The organism is Halorhabdus sp. CBA1104 (assembly GCF_009690625.1).
GTDB lineage: Archaea > Halobacteriota > Halobacteria > Halobacteriales > Haloarculaceae > Halorhabdus.
Map to the genome: position 1 here is coordinate 130,630 of NZ_CP033878.1, position 19,261 is coordinate 149,890.

Sequence of the window (19,261 nt, forward strand, 5' to 3'; positions counted from 1 at the left end):
CGAGGGACCGAATCGATGAGTCTTCTGGAATTCGAGCACGTCGAGAAATCTTACGAGGAGGAGGACGTACTGCACGACGTCAGTTTCGCGATGGATCGCGGTGACGTCGAAGTGATCGTCGGGCCCAGCGGGGCCGGCAAGTCCACGCTATTGCGGTGTGTCAATCGCCTTACTGAGATCGACGGCGGGCGGATCGTCCTCGACGGCGATCCGATCCACGATCTCGACGTCAATGACCTCCGGCGGCGCGTCGGGATGGTGTTTCAGGATTTCAATCTCTTTGCCCACCGAACGGCGCGGGGCAACATCACCCTCGGCCTGGAGGAGGTCCTCGAGCTGGATCACGAGACGGCCGTCGAGCGCGCCGACGCCTATCTCGGTCAGGTGGGACTTTCCGATCAGGTCGATTCGTATCCCGCCGAACTCTCCGGCGGGCAGAAACAGCGCGTCGGGATCGCACGCGCGCTGGTGATGGAGCCCGAACTCATGTTGTTCGACGAGCCCACCAGCGCGCTCGATCCGGAACTCGTCGGCGAGGTACTGGACGTGATGGCCGATCTCGCCGCCGAGGGAATGACGATGCTGTCGGTCACCCACGAGATGGGCTTTGCCCGTTCGGCGGCCGACACGCTCACCGTGCTCGAAGACGGGCAAATCGTCGAGTGCGGCCGCCCGGAACACCTGTTCGAAACGCCCGAGAACGACCGCACTGCCGAATTTCTCGGACGACTCACCGACCTCGAACAATGACCGACGGGCCAGCGGAGACGGAGGCCGATCCCGCCGCGGACCGGGGCTCTCTCGTCGAAGAGTTGCCGGCCCGCCGACGGCTCGTTCTGGGGGCGGTCGGCGTCGTCTTCTGGGGCTGGCTGGTCGCGCGCTGGGCCTATCACAACGCCGCCCTCGACGCGGCGGCCACGGCGCTCGGGGCCCCGGACCTCGTCCGTTCGGAGGTCACCGTCCAGGCACGCGAGGGATGGATCCCGGCCGGCCCCTTCGAGGCGGTCGCCGACGCGATCGCGAGCGTTACCGATCCGCTTGGCCCGGCCAGCGTCCTGCTCGATTGGGTGGTCTGGCTCGCCGATCTGGCTGCGCTCGCGACGACGGCCGCTCCCGCCCTCGCCGAAGGAGCGTTCATTACGGTCTACTTGACGATCTTGTCGATCCTATTCGGGTTGGTCGTTGCGATCCCGGTCGCCGTGGCCCGCACCTACGGCGGCCTGTTCGTCCGGATGGTCGCTCTGACGTACACCGAACTCATCCGCGGGACGCCGTTGCTCGCCCAGCTGTTTTTCGTTTACTTTGCGCTTCCCCTCTCGGATGTCGCTCGCTGGGTCGGATTCACCGGGCAACCACCGATCCCACAAGCAGCGTCGGCCGTCGCCGTTGTCGGGTTCACGGTCAACTCCTCGGCCTACCAGGCTGAGTACATCCGATCGGCGCTGGAGTCGGTTGATGCCGGGCAGATGACGGCCGCGCGTGCGGTCGGCCTCTCGAAACGTGGCGCGATCCGTCACGTCGTCCTCCCACAGGGACTACGGCTCGCGATCCCGAGTTGGACAAACGAGTTCGTCTACCTCGTCAAGTACTCCTCGCTCGCGGCGTTCATCACCGTCCCGGACCTGTTCCAGCGTGCGCGGGACATCGCCTCAGAAACCTTCCAATACACTGATATATATGTTGTCGTCGGTCTGTTCTATCTCGCGCTCGTGTTGACGACCGCGCTGGCGATGTCCCGGTTCGAAACCACGGTTTCGATCCCGGGACTCGGCCAGTCGACTGGGCGTAACTGATCGCTCGGCTCGCGTCAGGCTGCCGTCGCGTTGTAGACGACCTGCACGGATGCCGTGACGTCGACCGGCCCGCTCTCGATGGCCGTCGATGCAGCGACGTCCCCGGATGCTGTCGTCGTCATCGCTTCTTCGACGCGGTACGGGCGGACGTGTACGTCGTCTGCACTGATCGAAGCCGCCCCTTCGATCGTCAGGTCGGCGCTCCCGGCGAGGGTCTCGGCCTCGCTCCGGGCCCGCTCCATCGCGCTCTCTAAGGCGTCTTGGCGGAGTTCGTATCGACGCTGCTCTGAGACGGTAAACGAGACCCCTTGGACCCGGTTGGCACCGCTGTCCACGACGCCGTCGACTACCGCACCCACACGGGCGGGGTCTTCGAGCGTGATTTGGAAGGTGTGGACGGCTCGATACTCGACTGTGGCCGTCGTTTCGGCTCGGTCTCGCACTTCGTCGATATCGTAGCGTGCGGTTTCGATGTTGTCGTCGCTGATTCCGAGTTCCTCGAGCGTCGCTCGGAGTGCGGTGACGTTTTCGGCAACCTGGTTCCGGGCGGTCGTGGCATCGGCCGCCGTCGCAACCACACCGACATGGAGGCGCGCTCGATCGGCTTCGGCCGAAACGTCACCCGAGGCGCCGACTTCGATCTGTCGATCCGGTTGCTCGGTCTGTGCGACTGGCGAGACAGCTGTCGCCACGCCGACCGCCGCAAGGAGCATCACGGCGACGGTCGCGACCACGAGGAGTGATTTGTTGGTGTGCATCGATCCACACTTCGGTCGGCGCCTACATACGCCTATCTTACGCTCAAACGGCTGTTTGAGTCATGCAGCCGCCTCGGTCGGTACGTGTCTGATTTCGGTTGCCACGTCGTCTTCGAGGAGCGCATCCAGTCGCTCGTCGATCCGGGCGGCAAGATCCGGCGGGGGGTCCGTCGGTGGACTCCCGACAGTGACGACGACCCGCTGTGGTTGCTGGAAGAACAGACCGCTCGATCGTTCGATCGAGATGTCCTGAACGGACGCCTCTGGTGTCTGGGTGACGATATCGGCGACTGCCTCGTCGATCTGCCCATCGACGGTTGCTCTCGTGTACGTATCGTAGGTGACACCTCCGAGGAACACCGACAGGACGGCGATGGCGACCGCAAGTGTCAGCACGCGCTTGAGTGTCCTCGCGCGGGCCTCATCCTCCCGGAACCAGTGGGTCGGCCGATATCCGAGATACCACAGCACTGCGAGAGCAGCTAGGTTGATCGAGAGGACGTTCACCAGCGTGAGCACGCCCGCCCCGAGGCTGACCGTCGGCAACCCCCAGGCGATTCCGATACCGACCGTTGCTGCGGGCGGAATCAACGCAACGGCGATCATGACCCCGACGAGGGCCGTCGAGACGCCCGTCGAGAGGCTCACCACGCCCGCAACACCGGCACCCAGCGCGACTACCAGCGAGAGGAAATCCGGCAGCAACCGCTCGCGGATCGCCGGGGTCGCCGTCACGTCGAATCCAGGTGGAATCAGGTAGAGGTTACGCACCAGAAAGGCGAAGACAGCAGCGCTGAGCACTGCCAGTCCCAGACCGGCGATCTGCAACCCGACCCCGCGTCGAAACAGTTCGTCGTCGTCGACGACGGTCCCGACGCTTGCAGCCATCGCCGGGCCGATCAACGGCGCGATCACCATCGAGCCGACGATCACCGCCGGCGAATCCAGCAGGAGGCCCGCGGTGGCGATCACCGCCGAGACGACCGTCAAGATGGCGTAACTCCAGGTCGCCGGCGCAAGATCACGGGCTTTCGAGGTGAGTTCCTCCCGTGCGATCCGTTCCTCGCTCTTTTCCTCGGCGTAGCGATCCTGCAATTCCTCGAATCGCCGCGAAATAACGGTGTTGGCTTCGACGACGACTGTTTGGGCCTGTTCGTCGATGCCGGCCTCACGGAGCTGTTCGAGGACGGGTTCGACGGCGTTCCTCGGCAACGGGATGTACGCGATGGCCGTATACTCCCGACCGCTGGTCTCGTCGGTCAGGACGTACTCGACATCCTCCTCCAGGGCCTCCTCGATGGCTTCGCGCTTGCCCGCCGGGATCGTCACCTGGACGAGGCGCACACCGGTTCCGTCGGCCGGTGTGACTATATATCTGTGGTTGCTCGGAGTGAGCGGCCAGCCGGCTCTGTGCCCCGAGCTACCAGCTATTCCGGGCTCGCGACTGGACTCATCGCTCCTCGCGAATGTCTCGTCTGGCGACCCGTTCGGCCTCGTCGCGGCTCATCGTCTCCCGATGGCCGTGCTTGGACCGGGCGATCCAAAACAGCGTCAGTGGGACGCCGATCACGAGCAATCCAGGCACTACGACGAGTAGCACGCCGGCAACCATTATCCGAGGAAGACGTCGACGATATCACTCGTCCCCGCAGTGCTGTCGCGGTACAGTTCCGAGTACCCGCAGTTGGTACAGGAGACAACCGTGAAGCTGTTCGTCTGGATATCGAACAGCTTACTCAACCCGCCGCCAGTCGTCGCAATTTCGCCGACTTCGGTTCCTTCGTGTCCACACTTCGGACAGCCGCGTTCGTCGTTCGTTGCAGGGACCATATCAGCACACTGTCGTTCGCTCTCGTATAAACGCTTCTCCTGGCGACGGAAACCGAGGTGTCTTTCCTCCCCGAGTCCCGACGTGTGGTATGTTCCAGACGCGGCCGGATCGGGATGCCGAGGTCGTCCTCGTGGGACGATCGAACGTCGGGAAGTCGACGCTGATGCGCGAACTCACCGGTCACACCTTCGACACGGGCCAGCGACCCGGTGTAACGCAAAGCCCCAACCACTACGACTGGACCAGCGAGGACTTCGTTATTTCGGACCTCCCTGGCTTTGGGTACATGGAAGGCGTGCCCGATGACGTCCGCGAGCAGATCAAGACCGACGTGGTACGCTACGTCGAGCAACACGCCGACAACATCCTCGTGGGCGTGCTCGTCGTCGATGGCAAGAGCGTCATCGACATCATCGACCGCCACTCCGGCCCCGAGGAGATTCCCCACGATGTCGAACTGTTTCACTTCCTCCGGGAGGTCGGAATCCCGACCGTCGTCGCCGTCAACAAGATGGACAAGGTCGACGACCGTGAGGCGCGCCTGAATGCCCTCTGTGACCGCCTTGGCCTGCACCCGCCCTGGAAGCAATGGCAACATACTATCGCTCCGATCACCGCCAAACGTGGCTCGATCGATGCACTGACCGAGGCCGTCCGCCACCACCTCCACGAAGCCGAACGCGACGATCTGTTCAAGTTCTTCTGAAACGACCTTTTTACGTCGGTGGGTCCGCGATGCGAACCCACCTCGCAAAAAGCTCGGCCAAAAACATCCGAGCGCCTGCGGCGCTCGGCGAAACGCGCCGCGGGGCGGCGCGTATGCTCTTCGGCGACGGTTCTCCGATTTACTCCACCGGTTTCGGCCCATCCTCGGCGGCCGGCAGGTCCCGCGTCGCGACGATGTCGACGCCAGTGTCACAGACGTTCGCGACGATCACGTCGCCGAGTTGGATCGGGGCGTCAACCTCGACGGCCGCGATTTCGACCATCGCGTCCTCTAATTTCGGCTTGGGCATCGGTTCGGCGGATTTGACTGGCACACGCGGGAGGACGCCACCGCTGACCCGGGCGGTCGTCGGCAAGATTCGGGTCGGATTCCGATACTCCTCTTTGGCGTACTCGGCCCCTCTAGGGCAGGTGTTGCCATCGATCGACTGGATCTCGCCGTCCTCGACCGTCAGGGAGACGTCACACCCAACCGGGCAGGCGATACAGGTTAGCTCGACGGTTTCGGTGCTCATTCAGATCTCCTCCTTCGGGACGACATCGACTGTGAGACGATTCTCCGGGAGCGTGTCCAGCGTGTCGGTATCGAGATCGACCGTGATCATCTCTCCGGGTTCGGCACGACGCTCGAACTCCCGGGCCAGTTGCTCGTCGCCGCTCTCGACGGTGATGAAGACCTCGTCCATCGGCGCGTAGACCCGCAAATAGAGTGGAAGTTCCTCGCGCTCGTCGTCGACCTTGCTGATCCGTTCGGGGACGACGTAGCTCACCGCGCCCGTGGATTCGATCTCGATTGGCTCCTCGCGGACCTCGATGTCACCCTGAAGCTGCTTGGCGACCGATCGACCCGCGATCATACTCTCCTCGGTCACCCAATCGACCAGATCGTGGACGTGCAGGACGTTCCCGCAGGCATAGATATCATCGACGCTGGTCTCGCGGCCGTCGTCGACGACTGGACCACCAGTGACGGGGTGCATGTCCACGCCAGCACCCTCCGAGAGCTCGTTCTCGGGGATCAGACCGACCGACAGCAGCACGGTATCACACTCGATGTCGTACTCGGTGCCGTCGATTGGCTCGAAGTCGTCGTCGACTTCTTGGACGGTGACGCCCTCGACGCGTTCCTCGCCGTAGATCTCGGTGATGGTCTGTTGAGTCCGCAGTGGAATGTCGAAGTCTTCGAGACACTGGACGACGTTGCGCGTCAGCCCGCCGGTGTAGGGCAGGATCTCCAGGACGGCCTCGACGTCGGCTCCCTCAAGGTACATCCGCCGGGCCATGATGAGGCCGATGTCACCCGAGCCGAGGATGACCGCCTTCTCGCCGGGCATCTTCCCCTCCATGTTGATGTAGCGCTGGGCGGTCCCGGCGCTGAAGACGCCGGCCGGACGGTCCCCCGGAATATCGAGCGCCTCCCGGGTTCGTTCGCGACAACCCATCGCCAGCACGACGGCCTCGGCGTCGATCTCGGTCAGGCCGCCCTCGGCGCTGACGGCATACACGAGTTTCTCGTCGGTCACTTCCTCGACCATCGTGTTCAACCGGATATCGACACCGCGCTCGGCGACGTTCTCGATGAACGCCTGGGCGTACTCCGGTCCGGTCAACTCCTCGTCGAAATAGTGCAGGCCAAAGCCGTTGTGGATGCACTGCTGGAGGATGCCACCGAGTTCGAAGTCCCGTTCGAGGATCACGATGTCGTCGACCCCGTGATCGTAGGCTTCCTGGGCGGCCGCCAGGCCAGCCGGCCCACCGCCGACGACCACGAGATCGTGTTCCTCACGTCGGATCGCACGTTCGGCCGCGGCGGCCGACTGGGTTGATTCGATGGCCTCGGCCTCGGTTTCAGTCATCCGCGCTCACCTCCTCGCCGCTCTCGGCCAGCAGTAGTTCTTTGGTCTCGCCGATCAGCAGTTCCGAGCCGTCGTCTTCGAGTTTGATTTCGGTCTCGTCGACGCCGCGTTCCTCGGCGAGGATCTCGACGACACGGGGTTGACAGAAGCCACCCTGACAGCGCCCGGCCCCGGGCCGGACCCGTCGCTTGACGGCGTTGATCGTTCGCGCACCGACCGGTTCGTTGATCGCATCCCGGATTTCGCCCTCCGTCACCGACTCACACCGACAGATGATCTGTCCGTACGCGGGGTCCTCTTCGATCAAGGCCGCGTGTTCGGCATGACTCATGTGCCTGACTTTCGGTGGCCCCGAATAGTGGGGATCGAAGGTCGGGTCTTCTGTGAGGTCGCCACGGAGGTCTCCAACGAGGTCCGCGACGTATTCAGCGATCGCCGGCGCAGAGGCTAGTCCCGGCGACTGGATGCCGGCGGCGTTGATGAAGCCGGGGTCCTCGCGTTCGATCTGAATCCGGAAGTCGCCGGTTTCCTTGATCGCCGGGCGCAGGCCCGCAAACTCCCGGATGACGTCGTCTTTCGAGAGGTCGGGGACGGTCTTTTGGGCGCCCGACAGAACCTCGTCTAAGCCCTCGCGAGTCGTAGCTTTGTCCGTCGGCTCCGTGACCTCCTCGGCGTTGGGGCCGATAATCACGTTGCCCTCGTCGGTCGGCGTGACGACGATGCCTTTGCTGACTTCCGAGGGGACGGGGAAGACCGTCCGCTGGACGTCGACGTCCATCTTCTTGTCGTAGAGATAGTACTCGCCCCGCCGTGGGGTTATTTCGAAGTCATCGACGCCGACCATCGCCGAGACTCGATCGGCGTACAGCCCTGCGGCGTTGATCACGACGTCGGCCTCGATGTCGCCGTTGACTGTCTCGACACGGAAGGTGTCGCCAGTCTCCGTGACGTCGGTCACTTCGGCGTTCAGTTCGACTGTTGTGCCGTTCTGGACGGCGTTGTTGGCGAAGGCGGCCGTGAGTTCGAAGGGGTTGACGATACCCGCCGTGGGTGCCCACAGCGCGGCGATGGCGTCGTCGTGCAGCGTCGGCTCCAACTCGTGGAGTTGCTCGCCCTCGACGATTTCGAGGTCTTCGATGCCGTTGTCCCGGCCCTTTTGTAGCAGTGACTGGAGTTTCGGCCGTTCGGATTCCTCGGTGGCGACGACGAGTGCGCCGCGCCACTCGATTGGCACGTCGAATTCGTGTTGAATCCGCTCGTGATACAGCTCGTTTCCCCTGACGTTGAGTCGGCCCTTCAACTTCTCCGGGTCCGCGTTGAACCCGGCGTGCAACAGTGCCGTATTTGCTTTGCTCGTGCCGGTACAGACATCCGGGGCAGCTTCGAGCAACACGACGTCGACCGTATACTGGGATAGCTCACGGGCGATGGCCGTCCCGATGACGCCACCGCCGATGACTACCACGTCCGTTGCTGCGTGCATAGTGAATCTCTTGGCCCGATCGGTTACGTGTCTGCCTCCGGTCCGGGCGGTGACCGGTGTGTGATCTCCGGTCTAGAATTCGTCGCGACGCTATTTATTCGTTGGCAGGATTATCCGGTTCTCGGGACCATCCGACTCTCTCGTCGGATCGCCCACGGGGACGCCCGCCCGGTCGGATAGTGCCCGTCCGATCTTGTCGTGGTCGCTGTCCCGTCGACGACCGCTCGATATACACGCAACTGGATGATGGCGACCGCAACTCCAGAACACGCAGGCGGCTCAGTTAGGCGACGTTGAATCCCTTCTCACGGAGGAAATCCTCGACGCGCCCGGTGTGGTTGCCCTGGAGTTCGATCTGGTCGTCCTCGATAGTTCCCCCACAGGCGAACTTGGACTTGAGATCCGAGGACAGACTGTCCATGTCGACGTCGTTGGGATCGAACCCTTCGATGATCGTTACCTCTTTCCCGTAACGGCGCTCGTCGATGCGGATGTTGATTTCCTGGGATTCTTTGGCGACGTCTTCGCAGACGCAAAGTTCCTCAGGAAGCCCACACGTCGAGCAGACTTCCGACATTACAGTCCGGAGTTGGGAAGCTTCATATTAAACACTGTCGGGACGTACCACGGTGCTGGGCAGACGTCACCGACGCCACTCGATTGCTGGTCGTCGAGATCGGTGGGGCTGACGGCCGATGGCGCACGTCACCGATCCAGCCAACACTGTCTCACCTGATTCGAGGCGGAGGCCCCACCCTCAAGGAGTCGTTCGAGAATCGAAGATTCTCGTGATCCCGAAAATCGGAGATTTCTGGTGGGCGAACGAGACTCTCTGCGTCTCGTCAACGTCGGCAAAACGCAGACGACGGAGGCGCACCTGTAGACGTGCGCTTGAATAGCGAGGGATCGAAGATCCCTCGGACCATGCGAACGGCGAAGCCGTGAGCAGATCGCGGGACATTGAACGTGAGTGGGGAGTACAACCCTCCTGCCTCGGTTGAGGCATAGAACGGGAGTCCACGTGAAAGCCCTAGTGCAGGCTCACAGCCTGCACGTCGTCAGACGTAGTCTGACGGAACCCTCAACGAGCGAGCGGGTCCTTAGACCCCGAGCGAAGTAGGGTAGGGTAGTTTACTCAGTGACGATATCGTCGACCAGTTCGACTGCTTCCTCGGCCAGCGCGTCGTCGATCTCGCCACCGTACCGGACCCGCTCACGGAGCGCTGCGACACGGCGGACGCGTTCGCTCGCGTCGATGGCCGTCAGATACGCCCGAACGGTTTCCCCGGTCCGTCGCTCGCGGTACTCGCGTGCCAGCACGTACTCCAGACGCTCGAAGGCGCGTTCGACGTCCGTTGTGGGATCGGTCCGCGGTTGAAAGCGGAGCCACAGCGCCCGGTAGGCGCGCTGTGTCACGCCACTCCGCCGGGCCATCCCCGCGACGCCGATCACGGCGAGTGCGCCAAGTGCCGTCTGTTCGGCGGTGGGTATCTCAAACGGTATGCCGGCCGTCTCGTCGTCATCGTCGCTACCGTCCCGTGGGGCCGTCTGCGTCTGTCCGCCAGTGTCGACCGTCACGGTATTCCCCCGTCCCGGGCCGCCTGGCGGCGTTGGAATGTCGAAATCGGGCGGGAGATTCGATTCAGTGCCGTTTTGCTCGATCGGTGTTGGCGTCGGTGTCGGCGTGGGCGTCCACTCGCCGTCGTCGCTGCCCGCCGTATCGACGTTCGAGGCGTTGTTCTGGCGTGCTGTCTCGAGCGTCCCCTGCTCTGCCTCCTCGCGTGGGGCTGCCGGCGTCGGGTCGAAACGAACCCAGCCGACATCCGGGACGTACATCTCGGTCCATGCATGGGCGTTCTGGCCCCGGACGACCCACTCGTTTTGCTCGACGCGCTGGCCCGAGGTGTACCCCACGACCATTCTGGCGGGGATGCCTTGACTGCGGAGCATGACAGTCATCGTCGTCGCGTAGTAGGTACAGTAGCCTCGTTCCATCTCGAAGAGGAACGCGTCGGCGATCGAGCCGGATGGCTTCGAGACGTTCAGCGAGTATGCCCGGTTGCGTTCGAGCCACTGCTCGATTACGCGGGCCGTATCGTAGGGATTGTCAGCGTTTCCAGTGAGTCGGTCCGTCCGATCGACGACTCGCTCCGGGGTACTATCGGGCAACTGCAAGTACATCTCCTCGACGGTCTGTGGGTACGATCGGCCAGCGGTCCGGAGTTCACGGAGGGTTGCGACCGGTATCGCACTCTCGACCCGGTAGGTTTCGTTGGCTGTGAGTGCTCGCTCGGGCTGGAGACCACCCAGACGCGTCACGCGGGCCGCGGATGCGGCCGGCCCATCGACGGCCGTTGGCCGCCAGACAGCCGGCATCGCTCGTGTCTGGCTCACCACCGTATACGTCTGGGAAACACTTCGATTCCGGCCCGGAACGTCGCTGAGACGGCGATCGAGCGGCCCCGTGTTCCCACGTCTGACCCAGCCATCGCCCGTATACACGTTGAACGCATTGACCCGCCAGTACTCTGGGCTGTCACCCTCGACTCGAAAGCGGACCTTGGGTGACAGCTCCAGGCTGCCGGCGATCGACAGCGAGTTGTCGACGTTCAGGACGTTCCCTTCGAGGGTGCCCGCGCTCGCGTCTCCGCCACCGGCAGGGCTCTGGAGACCGGTATCCGGCGAGAACGTGTAGGCCAGCCCTGTCGGAACGACGGTGACTGTGGCCGACACGATGATCGCCAGTGCGATGACGGTCCCAACGACATCTGCGTCCCCGACGCTACCGCCGAATCGATCGAGGTCACCGAGACCGACCAGTGCAACGACGCCGACGACACCAAGCAGCGTGAGTGTCGGTGCAGCGTCGCCAGTCAGGACGAAAAACGTGAGTGTTCCGCCGCCGACGACCGCACTCGCGACGTAGCGTCGGCGGACGGCGAGATACCACGTGAGAAACACGGGCGCAGGCGTCACGGCGAGGACCCAGGCTTCGAGGTTGACGATTCCCAGCACGGACTGGCCGGTCAGTAGCGCTATCGTGTAGCGGACGTGGGGCCACGGGTCGAGTGAGCCGGTGCCAAGCTGGGTGAGATACCAGCCCATCCCGACCGAAAACAGGCCAACCGCGAGCCCGACTGCGTGTCTGAGACGAAGATACCTGGCCAATAGTGTCGCCCCACCAAGTGCTAGCACGACACTCACCAGAACCGTCCCGGGATCGCTGATCACGTCGATCACGTGATAGAGCACGCCGACGAACGAACTGATGACGACGAGTCCAGCAGCGAGGGCGATCAGTCGAACTGGGGAACGGCCCGCTCGATCGGCGATCCTCACGTCGTCGTCACCTCCCTTTGCGCTGCCTGACTGTGACGATTCCCTAGTGGCGTTCCGCTCAGCGCTTTCCCGCGTACCTGTCCATACGACACCGAGTGGCCCTCGAAGCCGACGCGGACGCCACGCTGCTTTCCGGCGATCTGTACGTCCGCCTGCGTCCAGGCAGTCTCCGGCACGGCACCCGAATCGACCTGGGCCAGCGTGGCGAGCACTCGCTCACGATGGCGTGGACCTCGACTCGGCTGAAGCCGATCGCCGGGCAGTGTGAGCCCGACTTCCAGGCCAGCCTCGAGCAGGAAGACGGCGACGCTGGCAGCTGCGCTCGCCGTCTCGTCTATCGTCGAGTCCGTCCCACTGACTGCGATTTCGACCGTGCCCGCCGTCTCTTGGCCGGCATATTCAGTGACGACGAACTCCGGGAGCCGCTTGGCACTTGCCTTCCAGGCGATGTCCCTGAGTGGATCGCCGGGGACGTACTCCCGGAGGTGGTCGATCTCCTGACGTTCCGGCGTCCGGGCCCGGTCGATAATCTCCGTCAGGGCCGTCGAACTGGCGACGTCGTGGAGCGTCGGGTACACCAGCAGTGACGTCTCGTCTCCGCGTTCGTACGTTTCGCTGAGTAGTCCGAACGGATCACGGACGCGCACGGTCGCTGGCCCGATCTGGTAGTGACCGCGGCAAGTGAGCCCCAGTTGGTACGGTGTCTCGACGGGGATCACTCCGGTCGTGTCGGTGTCGGTTGCCGTGAGTCCATCCGGGAGGGTGTCGGTTACGTGGACGAGTGTGCCTCGTGATCCGGTAACCTGGAGTGAGACTGCCCGCTGGTCGCCGGGAAAGCCAGCGCGTGGGTTCGAGCGCTCGACGCTCGGTGGGCCAGCGAGGCGAAGCTGGACGGCCCCGACGCCGATCGCGATCAGTGCCGTGACGGCAATCGCGTTCAGCGACCGGCTGCCAAACGCCCACCCCATGCCGACGGCAACGATCGCCACGCAGACTGCCGCCACGCCGCGTCGCGTCAGCTGCATCGCTCACTCGACGGCTACTGCGTCGAGTGTTTCCTCGAGCAATACCGTAGAGCCAGTGTCCTCGAAGCCGGTCTTGATGCGGTGGGGGAACACGACCTCGATCTCCGTTTGGACGTCGTCCGGGATGACGTAATCCCGCCCTTCGAGGACAGCCCGGCCTTGCGCGGCCCGGAGCAACAGGAGCGATGCCCGGGGACTCGCGCCGAGATCGGCGTGTTCGCGTGTGTACCGAGACAGCCGTGTAATGTAGTCCCGAACGGGCTTCTCGACGGTCACGTTCGCTGTTACCTCCCGGGCGCGTTCGAGGTCTTCGAGCGTCGCGACCGGTTCGAGGTCTTCGATCGGATGATCGCCGACGACCTGTTCGAGCATCGCACTCTCCTCGGCCTCGTCAGGATACCCCAACTCGAGTTTCTTCGTGAACCGGTCGAGCTCGGCCATCGGGAGGTCGTAGGTACGGTCGCGCTCGACGGTGTTTTGGGTCGCAATGACGGTAAACGGCTGGGGGACTGCGTGGGTCTCGCCGTCGGCGGTGACTTGACCTTCCTCCATGGCTTCAAGCAGCGCGGACTGGGTTTTCGGGGGCGCGCGATTGATTTCGTCACCCAGAACGACGTTGGCAAAGATCGGCCCCGGCCGGAACTCGAAAGCCTGGGTCTGCTGGTTGTAGACGCTTGCGCCCGTCACGTCGGCGGGCAGTAGATCCGGTGTGAACTGGACGCGCTTGAACGAACTGTCGAACGAGGCGGCGATCGATCGCGAGAGCATTGTTTTGCCCACGCCAGGGACGTCCTCGAGCAGGACGTGTCCGCCGGCGAACATGGCTGTGAGGATATGCTCGATGACGCCCGGGTGGCCGACGATGACGTCCTCGACGCTCTCGACGACGCGTCTCGCAGTCTCGCCCACCGCTTCGACGTCGCGATCTCGTTGTCGACCGGCGGCCGCGGGTTCTGAATCCGTCATCGCCCACCCTGTCGCCTGCCCACCGTGCACTTGTCTCGATACGACTGCTTGTGGCCGCCTGACTGGACAGCCCCTTCACTGGTATCGCAGGCCGCCCTTGCCGACGGCGTGATCGATTGTCGACCGTGGACGTGTCCCATGGGTACGTACACCACTTTAGGGGGGTGCCGTACTTGTGGGTCACGGTCGGGGGGATCTGGGTTCGGGCTGCTCGCTGAACTCCCCCAGCTAACCGACCGGCAAGGGCATTTTCCGGCTCGAGTCACTCGATTGGCGATGCCATCGCCCGTCGTCTTGGCGGCCAATCGACTGTTGAGACGGTCGACCGGCCTCCCGACCACTCGATCGAGACCTGATGGGTACCACTACGGATCGACGACGACCACAGGCCGGGTACGCACTGGCTTGGTGGCCAAAGCGCCGGAGCGTATTTCTCGCTGGCTGGTGACGTTGTATGCGTGACTGTCCTCGATACCCTCGACGACTTCGCCCGCCGCGACTGGGCGGCCTACGACGGCGACGGCATCGTCCGTATTGCCCTGATCGGGGCCGGCTGGTTCACCCGTGAGTGGGCCTTGCCCGGCTTCGAGCGGGCCGCCCACACCGACCCGACGGTCGTCGTCGATACGCGCCCCGAGCGGGCCGATCGCCTCGCCGACGAGTACGGATTGACGTCGCTCACACCCGAGCAGTTCCACGACGGCACGGCCCGGGCCGAGTACGACGCGGTGTACGTCTGTACGCCCAACGCCACCCACTTGGCATACGTCGAACGAGCGGCGGGCTTCGGGAAAGACATCCTCTGTGAGAAACCGATGGAAGCGAACCGCGACCGGGCGGCCGCACTCGTCGAGACTGCCGCGGCGGCCGGCGTGACGCTGATGATCGGCTACCGGATGCACACCGATCCCGTCGTCCGGCGTGCCAGAGAGCTGATCGACGGGGGCGCGATCGGCGAGGTCGTCCAGATCCACGGAAACATGTCCCAGCGGATGCTCGCCGAACTTGAGGGCGACCCGGCCGACCAGTGGCGACTCGATCCCGACCTGGCTGGCGGCGGCGCGATGATGGACATCGGTATCTACCCGTTGAACACGACCCGGTTCCTGCTTTCGGCCGACCCAGTCCGGGTCTCGGCCTCGACCGCCTCCGTCCACGACGCCTTCGATGCCGTCGAGGAACAGGTCGCCGTCCGGGCGACCTTCGAGGGCGAGGTGCCCGTCGTCTTTACTGCCAGCCACGCCGCCTACCACGACAGTTTCCTCCGGGTCACGGGAACGGAGGGTGTGATCGTCCTCGATCCGGCCTTCTTCGAGCGGGAGGATCGCGATATGGCGGTTCGGATCGACGGCGAGGGAGTCGACGTCACCAACGTCCACCAACTCGAAGAAGAATTCGCGTACTTCGCGGACTGTTTGCTATCCGGGCGTGAGCCGTACCCCGACGGCGAGCACGGTCTCGTCGATATGCGGGCGATCGAGGCGATCTACGAGTCGGCCGAGACGGGCGCCGTCGTCGATGTCGACATCGAGTCACGTTTGCCGGGCCGCTGACGAACAGAACGATTAGGGCGGTGCGAGCACAAACGAGGGCGTGGACGACGTTCTCGACTGGCTCCGAAGTCGGCCCTACTACGAGGGACAGATCGCCGACGAGCGGACGCTCCCGGGACGCGAGGCGGTCTACGGCGATCTCGCGGTCCCCGATCGCCTCGCCTCGACCCTGGAAGGGGCGGGGATCGAGGATTTCTACCGTCACCAGACCGAGGCGATCGAAGCGGTCCGGGCAGGTGAGAACGTCGTTCTGGCGTCGCCGACCGCAAGCGGCAAGAGCCTCGCTTACACCGTCCCGGCCTTCGAGCGGGCGATGGACCGCACGGCGACGACGCTGTACATCGCCCCGCAGGTTGCGCTGATCAACGATCAGGCCGAGACACTCTCGGAGCTGGCTCACGGCCTGGGCTTTGGCTCGCGCGTGACCGTCGATCGCTATACGGGACACCTCTCTCGTTCGGAGAAAGAGACCGTTCGCGAGCGCCAGCCCACGGTCTTGCTGACGACGCCGGACATGCTCCACTACGGGATCATGCCCCACGCCCATCGTCTCTGGGAGTGGTTCTTCCAGCGTCTGGAGACGATCGTCATCGACGAAGTACACGCCTATCGGGGCGTCTTCGGCAGTCACGTCTCGCTGGTCATGCGGCGGCTCAACAGGCTCGCGGAACGATTCGACGCCGACCCGCAGTACGTCTGCTGTTCGGCGACGATCGGCAATCCGGTCGATCACGCCGCGACCGTGACGAACCAGCCGGCAGCGTCGTATCGGCTCATCGACGACGACGACAGCGCGACCGGCCCACGCCACTGGCTGGTCTGGAATCCACCCGAGAAACGCGGCGGTGGCGGCCAGGGGCGACGCAAGTCCCAGCACGTCGAGACCAAGCGGCTGTTCGCCGATCTCGTCCAGCGCGGCCTTCAGACGGCCGTGTTCACCGGCTCCCGGCAGGTCGCCGAACGCTACGCCACCGAGAGTGCCGACGCACTCCGGGAACGCGGCGAGGGAAAACTGGCGACGGAGATCGCCGCCTACCAGGCCGCACTGACCGACGACCGGCGACGCGAACTGGAGACGGGGCTGCACGACGGGTCGATCCGTGGCGTCTGGAGCACGAACGCCCTGGAGCTGGGCGTCGACGTCGGTGGCCTCGATGCTGTCTTACTGGATGGGTATCCGGGAACGCGCATGGAGACCTTCCAGCGAGCGGGACGGGCGGGGCGTGGCGACGATCCCGCACTGGTCGCACTCGTGACCGGTGAGGATCAACTCGACCAGTACGTCGCCCGCCACCCCGAGGCGCTGTTCGATCGCGACCCCGAGCAAGCGCTCACCAACCCCGACAACGAGCAGATTCTCCCCGATCACGTCCGGTCGGCCGCCCGCGAGAACTGGCTCTCGCCGGGCGACGATCGACACTTCGGGGCGTCGTTCCCGGACGTGGTGGCCGATCTGGAGAGCGCGGGCGATCTCGAACGCCGAGCGACCGAGGCGGGGACACGCTGGCTCTACGACGGCGGGGCCAGTCCCCAACACGAGACGAGTCTCCGGACGGCCGACGACCGGGAGATCCGCCTGCGCGAGCGTGGGGCAGACGACGTGATCGCCACACTTCCGTTCGGCGACGCGTTGCGGGACGCCCATCCGGGGGCGATCTACCACCACCAGGGGACCTCCTACGAGGTCGTGGATCTGGACCTGGATCACGACGTGGCAACCTTGTCCCGGACGTACGCCAACCAGTACACGCGCGTGCGCCACGAGAAGACGATCACCGTCGAGGAAGACCTGCAGGAGAAACCGTTCCCGGGGCGTCCAGACGTCCCGGTCCGGTTTGCGGACGTGACCATGCGCAAGCAGATTACCGGATTCGAACGCCACGACGCCAGCAGCGGCGAGGTCATCGGGCGCGAACCGCTCTCCGTGCCCGAGACGACCCTCCGGACGCGAGCGCTGTACTACGCCCTGCCCCCCGACTTGGAACAGACATTGCGAGCGAACGGTGACTTCCCTGGCGGGATCCACGCCGCCGAGCATGCCATGATCGCTACGATGCCCCTCTCATTTCTGTGTGATCGCCGGGACATCGGTGGCCTCTCGACCCCCCATCACCCTCACACCGACCGGAGTACGATCTTCATCTACGACGGCTATCCCGGGGGCGTGGGAATTGCCCGGGCCGGTTACGAGTCCATCGACGACTTGGCGGCGACGACGCAGGAACTCGTCGCCGACTGTGACTGTACGGAGGGGTGTCCGGCGTGTGTCCAGTCGCCCCACTGTGGGAACGCCAACGACCCACTCGATAAGCACCTCGCGATCGAGCTGCTCGCTTCGCTGCTGGAACACGGCTGATCGTGTGGGGAAGCTATAGTTCCAAGTGGCTGGCTCTCGAAGCTCGTGGTATGTCACAAGGTAACGCACGAAAGGACGTCGAGTGTCGCTGTACGCGCTGTCAGTACAACAACAACGGGAGCTGTGGCTATCAGGGGCGCATCCTGATCAACCAGAACGGCGAGTGTGAGGTGATGGAGACCGGCTTTGGCGGCGATCGTGGTCCGTTCGGATAGGCCGTACAATCGAGTGAAACGTAGCTTGAGAGACCATGGAATATCGTTTCGGCTGCGTGGGACGATAGCGTACGTGCTGGAGACGGACGCTCGATACGGGTGTCCACCGCAACTCCGAACGGGCGGCCCTCGTCTCACCCCACCGCTGGACAGTTTCTGACTGTTCAGCCCACCACCAAGCCGCTGTCCCGCTGTCGTCTGTCGCCCGAAGCGGGTCTCCAGCGTTTTCTTCCCCGAGTGAGTCCTCACCCTTCGGTCTCGGCGGCTAACAGTGTATTGTCGACGAGTGTCGCGATGCCCCGGCGGAGCCGCTCGGTGGTCGCCTGGTCGGAGATATCGAACTCCGCGGCGAGTTCTTGCGTCGATATCTCCCGTGGGAGCGAATAGTAGCCCGACTCGACCGCATGTGTGAGGGTTTCTCGCTGTACTGCCGTCAATCCGTACCACGGTCCGGCGTCGGGTTTCGTCGGATTGTATATCTTCTCGATAGAGACCGGGATCCCCCGGTCGAGGTAATACTCCTGGAATCCGGACAGCGCATCGTGGGACGGAAACCTGAGTTCGATCGCCCACCGATCGGCACTCCCGGTCGCGCCGAGCAGTGCCGCACCCATCTCCGTCATCGTCTGGAACAGCGACTCCGCAGGCGGCTCCCACTCTAGGGCGTACAGCGTTTCCGCGTCGTGGGTGTTGACTAGTTGCATGCTGCCAACGGACGGATGGTCCTGAACCATCTGCTCGAAGCCCTCTTTAGCCCCGTCAGTCAGCCGGACGAACGGCGTTGGCCGCCCCCCCCAGTGGTACCATCGTCTCGAGCGTGACCTGGGTGCCGCCTTCGACGTTGAGTATCTGCCCCAGTTCGAAGGCGTCGGAGGGAATCGTCAACTCCACGATGACGCTCATGACATAGTTTGCCGTTCAGCGCCGACGGGGTTAAAAGCTCGCCGCACCCGAATGCCGGACTGCTCGGGAGCCATGATGTACCATGCTTTCCGATACTCCTATCCCCACTGGATCCGTATCTATGACACAGAGGTACACAATTGCGATCCCACCCATTTTTCGTCTCCAGTGACGGCTCGGTTGCGTCCGCCCCACATCCGATAGTCAGTCCGGGGGCAGTTATCAGGTGCCAAGCATGACATCGTTTCCCGTCGACGACGAGCTGAGCGATATCGAGGATTTCGAACAGGTGCTTGGGCAGATGCTCCGTACGGCTCTCGAAGGCGATGTCGACCCACGTGGCTCGTGGGTCTACCGCACCGGCGATGGTGGCCCGGATTTCGAAGTGCTGGTGCACGAACTACAAAGCCACGACGATGCGGACTGACTCGCCAGCACGGCGACCGCAAGCGCCGAC

Annotated in this window: 20 protein-coding genes; 7 read left to right on the forward strand and 13 right to left on the reverse strand. The window is 64.0% G+C overall.

Annotated features, from left to right (window positions below; translation table 11 throughout):
• Nucleotides 1-15: 15 nt before the first annotated feature.
• Both Hrd1104_RS00720 and Hrd1104_RS00725 read left to right on the forward strand, forming a co-directional pair.
• Nucleotides 16-750 (forward strand): amino acid ABC transporter ATP-binding protein, encoded by a 735-nt coding sequence (locus Hrd1104_RS00720; protein WP_154550947.1) that lies wholly within the window; start codon nt 16-18, stop codon nt 748-750.
• Nucleotides 747-1,793, forward strand: coding sequence for an amino acid ABC transporter permease (locus Hrd1104_RS00725; protein ID WP_154550948.1), 1,047 nt, complete (start codon nt 747-749; stop codon nt 1,791-1,793). The genes Hrd1104_RS00720 and Hrd1104_RS00725 overlap by 4 nt, the downstream gene beginning before the upstream one ends.
• Before the next feature lie 14 nt (nt 1,794-1,807).
• Here Hrd1104_RS00725 and Hrd1104_RS00730 read toward each other — a convergent pair whose 3' ends face one another.
• The 4 genes from Hrd1104_RS00730 to Hrd1104_RS00740 form a co-directional block, all read right to left on the reverse strand.
• Nucleotides 1,808-2,551 (reverse strand): SIMPL domain-containing protein, encoded by a 744-nt coding sequence (locus tag Hrd1104_RS00730; protein ID WP_154550949.1) that lies wholly within the window; start codon nt 2,549-2,551, stop codon nt 1,808-1,810.
• Nucleotides 2,552-2,611: 60 nt separating this feature from the next.
• Nucleotides 2,612-3,895: a TIGR00341 family protein gene (locus tag Hrd1104_RS00735; RefSeq protein WP_154550950.1), complete on the reverse strand. Its 1,284-nt coding sequence runs from the start codon at nt 3,893-3,895 to the stop codon at nt 2,612-2,614.
• 106 nt (nt 3,896-4,001) lie between these two features.
• Nucleotides 4,002-4,163, reverse strand: a complete 162-nt coding sequence (locus Hrd1104_RS12975; RefSeq protein ID WP_195837604.1) for a hypothetical protein — start codon at nt 4,161-4,163, stop codon at nt 4,002-4,004.
• Nucleotides 4,163-4,381, reverse strand: coding sequence for a zinc ribbon domain-containing protein (locus Hrd1104_RS00740; RefSeq protein WP_154550951.1), 219 nt, complete (start codon nt 4,379-4,381; stop codon nt 4,163-4,165). Before Hrd1104_RS00740 ends, Hrd1104_RS12975 begins: the two co-directional genes overlap by 1 nt.
• An 89-nt stretch (nt 4,382-4,470) precedes the next feature.
• Between Hrd1104_RS00740 and engB the strand changes: the two genes are divergently transcribed.
• A complete protein-coding gene (engB, locus tag Hrd1104_RS00745) occupies nt 4,471-5,088 on the forward strand; it encodes a GTP-binding protein EngB (RefSeq protein WP_154550952.1) in 618 nt (205 codons plus the stop codon).
• Between the two features lie 139 nt (nt 5,089-5,227).
• Here engB and Hrd1104_RS00750 read toward each other — a convergent pair whose 3' ends face one another.
• The 7 genes from Hrd1104_RS00750 to Hrd1104_RS00780 all read right to left on the reverse strand — a co-directional run bounded on the left by Hrd1104_RS00750 (nt 5,228) and on the right by Hrd1104_RS00780 (nt 13,777).
• The gene (locus Hrd1104_RS00750; RefSeq protein WP_154550953.1) at nt 5,228-5,623 is read right to left on the reverse strand and encodes a DUF1667 domain-containing protein; all 396 of its coding nucleotides are present in this window, start codon (nt 5,621-5,623) and stop codon (nt 5,228-5,230) included.
• Nucleotides 5,624-6,964, reverse strand: coding sequence for an NAD(P)/FAD-dependent oxidoreductase (locus Hrd1104_RS00755; protein ID WP_154550954.1), 1,341 nt, complete (start codon nt 6,962-6,964; stop codon nt 5,624-5,626). It abuts the gene before it with no gap.
• Nucleotides 6,957-8,447, reverse strand: a complete 1,491-nt coding sequence (locus tag Hrd1104_RS00760; RefSeq protein ID WP_154550955.1) for an NAD(P)/FAD-dependent oxidoreductase — start codon at nt 8,445-8,447, stop codon at nt 6,957-6,959. The genes Hrd1104_RS00755 and Hrd1104_RS00760 overlap by 8 nt, the downstream gene beginning before the upstream one ends.
• 283 nt (nt 8,448-8,730) lie before the next feature.
• Nucleotides 8,731-9,024 carry a stress response translation initiation inhibitor YciH gene (gene yciH / locus Hrd1104_RS00765; RefSeq protein ID WP_154550956.1) on the reverse strand — a complete coding sequence of 98 codons (294 nt, stop codon included), beginning with the start codon at nt 9,022-9,024 and terminating at the stop codon, nt 8,731-8,733.
• Between the two features lie 554 nt (nt 9,025-9,578).
• Entirely contained in the window at nt 9,579-11,786 is a 2,208-nt protein-coding gene (locus tag Hrd1104_RS00770; RefSeq protein ID WP_154550957.1) for a DUF3488 and transglutaminase-like domain-containing protein, read from the reverse strand.
• Entirely contained in the window at nt 11,783-12,811 is a 1,029-nt protein-coding gene (locus Hrd1104_RS00775; protein ID WP_154550958.1) for a DUF58 domain-containing protein, read from the reverse strand. Before Hrd1104_RS00775 ends, Hrd1104_RS00770 begins: the two co-directional genes overlap by 4 nt.
• A gap of 3 nt (nt 12,812-12,814) precedes the next feature.
• A complete protein-coding gene (locus tag Hrd1104_RS00780; protein ID WP_154550959.1) occupies nt 12,815-13,777 on the reverse strand; it encodes a MoxR family ATPase in 963 nt (320 codons plus the stop codon).
• 458 nt (nt 13,778-14,235) lie between these two features.
• Between Hrd1104_RS00780 and gfo6 the strand changes: the two genes are divergently transcribed.
• The 3 genes from gfo6 to Hrd1104_RS12980 are packed head-to-tail and all read left to right on the forward strand — an operon-like array spanning nt 14,236 to nt 17,901.
• On the forward strand, nt 14,236-15,330 hold the full coding sequence (gene gfo6, locus Hrd1104_RS00785) for a D-xylose 1-dehydrogenase Gfo6 (protein ID WP_154550960.1): 1,095 nt from the start codon (nt 14,236-14,238) through the stop codon (nt 15,328-15,330).
• A 40-nt stretch (nt 15,331-15,370) separates the two neighbouring features.
• The gene (locus tag Hrd1104_RS00790; protein ID WP_154550961.1) at nt 15,371-17,686 is read left to right on the forward strand and encodes a DEAD/DEAH box helicase; all 2,316 of its coding nucleotides are present in this window, start codon (nt 15,371-15,373) and stop codon (nt 17,684-17,686) included.
• 50 nt (nt 17,687-17,736) lie between these two features.
• Entirely contained in the window at nt 17,737-17,901 is a 165-nt protein-coding gene (locus tag Hrd1104_RS12980) for a hypothetical protein (RefSeq protein WP_195837605.1), read from the forward strand.
• 245 nt (nt 17,902-18,146) lie between these two features.
• On the opposite strand, the gene Hrd1104_RS00795 is transcribed toward Hrd1104_RS12980, so the two are convergent.
• Both Hrd1104_RS00795 and Hrd1104_RS13205 read right to left on the reverse strand, forming a co-directional pair.
• Nucleotides 18,147-18,635, reverse strand: coding sequence for a helix-turn-helix domain-containing protein (locus Hrd1104_RS00795; protein ID WP_229770499.1), 489 nt, complete (start codon nt 18,633-18,635; stop codon nt 18,147-18,149).
• 25 nt (nt 18,636-18,660) lie between these two features.
• Nucleotides 18,661-18,804 carry a hypothetical protein gene (locus Hrd1104_RS13205; protein ID WP_229770500.1) on the reverse strand — a complete coding sequence of 48 codons (144 nt, stop codon included), beginning with the start codon at nt 18,802-18,804 and terminating at the stop codon, nt 18,661-18,663.
• A 235-nt stretch (nt 18,805-19,039) separates the two neighbouring features.
• Between Hrd1104_RS13205 and Hrd1104_RS00800 the strand changes: the two genes are divergently transcribed.
• Nucleotides 19,040-19,231 (forward strand): hypothetical protein, encoded by a 192-nt coding sequence (locus Hrd1104_RS00800; RefSeq protein WP_154550962.1) that lies wholly within the window; start codon nt 19,040-19,042, stop codon nt 19,229-19,231.
• Nucleotides 19,232-19,261 lie beyond the last annotated feature (30 nt).

Coding starts and splice junctions, on each gene's coding strand:
- Hrd1104_RS12975 (WP_195837604.1), bottom strand. CDS start 4,163: ATGGTTGCCGGCGTGCTACTCGTCGTAGTGCCTGGATTGCTCGTGATC.
- Hrd1104_RS00720 (WP_154550947.1), top strand. CDS start 16: ATGAGTCTTCTGGAATTCGAGCACGTCGAGAAATCTTACGAGGAGGAG.
- engB (WP_154550952.1), top strand. CDS start 4,471: ATGTTCCAGACGCGGCCGGATCGGGATGCCGAGGTCGTCCTCGTGGGA.
- Hrd1104_RS00730 (WP_154550949.1), bottom strand. CDS start 2,551: ATGCACACCAACAAATCACTCCTCGTGGTCGCGACCGTCGCCGTGATG.
- Hrd1104_RS00755 (WP_154550954.1), bottom strand. CDS start 6,964: ATGACTGAAACCGAGGCCGAGGCCATCGAATCAACCCAGTCGGCCGCC.
- Hrd1104_RS00800 (WP_154550962.1), top strand. CDS start 19,040: ATGACATCGTTTCCCGTCGACGACGAGCTGAGCGATATCGAGGATTTC.
- Hrd1104_RS00780 (WP_154550959.1), bottom strand. CDS start 13,777: ATGACGGATTCAGAACCCGCGGCCGCCGGTCGACAACGAGATCGCGAC.
- Hrd1104_RS00775 (WP_154550958.1), bottom strand. CDS start 12,811: ATGCAGCTGACGCGACGCGGCGTGGCGGCAGTCTGCGTGGCGATCGTT.
- Hrd1104_RS00795 (WP_229770499.1), bottom strand. CDS start 18,635: ATGGTTCAGGACCATCCGTCCGTTGGCAGCATGCAACTAGTCAACACC.
- Hrd1104_RS00750 (WP_154550953.1), bottom strand. CDS start 5,623: ATGAGCACCGAAACCGTCGAGCTAACCTGTATCGCCTGCCCGGTTGGG.
- Hrd1104_RS00740 (WP_154550951.1), bottom strand. CDS start 4,381: ATGGTCCCTGCAACGAACGACGAACGCGGCTGTCCGAAGTGTGGACAC.
- Hrd1104_RS13205 (WP_229770500.1), bottom strand. CDS start 18,804: ATGAGCGTCATCGTGGAGTTGACGATTCCCTCCGACGCCTTCGAACTG.
- Hrd1104_RS00725 (WP_154550948.1), top strand. CDS start 747: ATGACCGACGGGCCAGCGGAGACGGAGGCCGATCCCGCCGCGGACCGG.
- yciH (WP_154550956.1), bottom strand. CDS start 9,024: ATGTCGGAAGTCTGCTCGACGTGTGGGCTTCCTGAGGAACTTTGCGTC.
- Hrd1104_RS12980 (WP_195837605.1), top strand. CDS start 17,737: ATGTCACAAGGTAACGCACGAAAGGACGTCGAGTGTCGCTGTACGCGC.
- Hrd1104_RS00760 (WP_154550955.1), bottom strand. CDS start 8,447: ATGCACGCAGCAACGGACGTGGTAGTCATCGGCGGTGGCGTCATCGGG.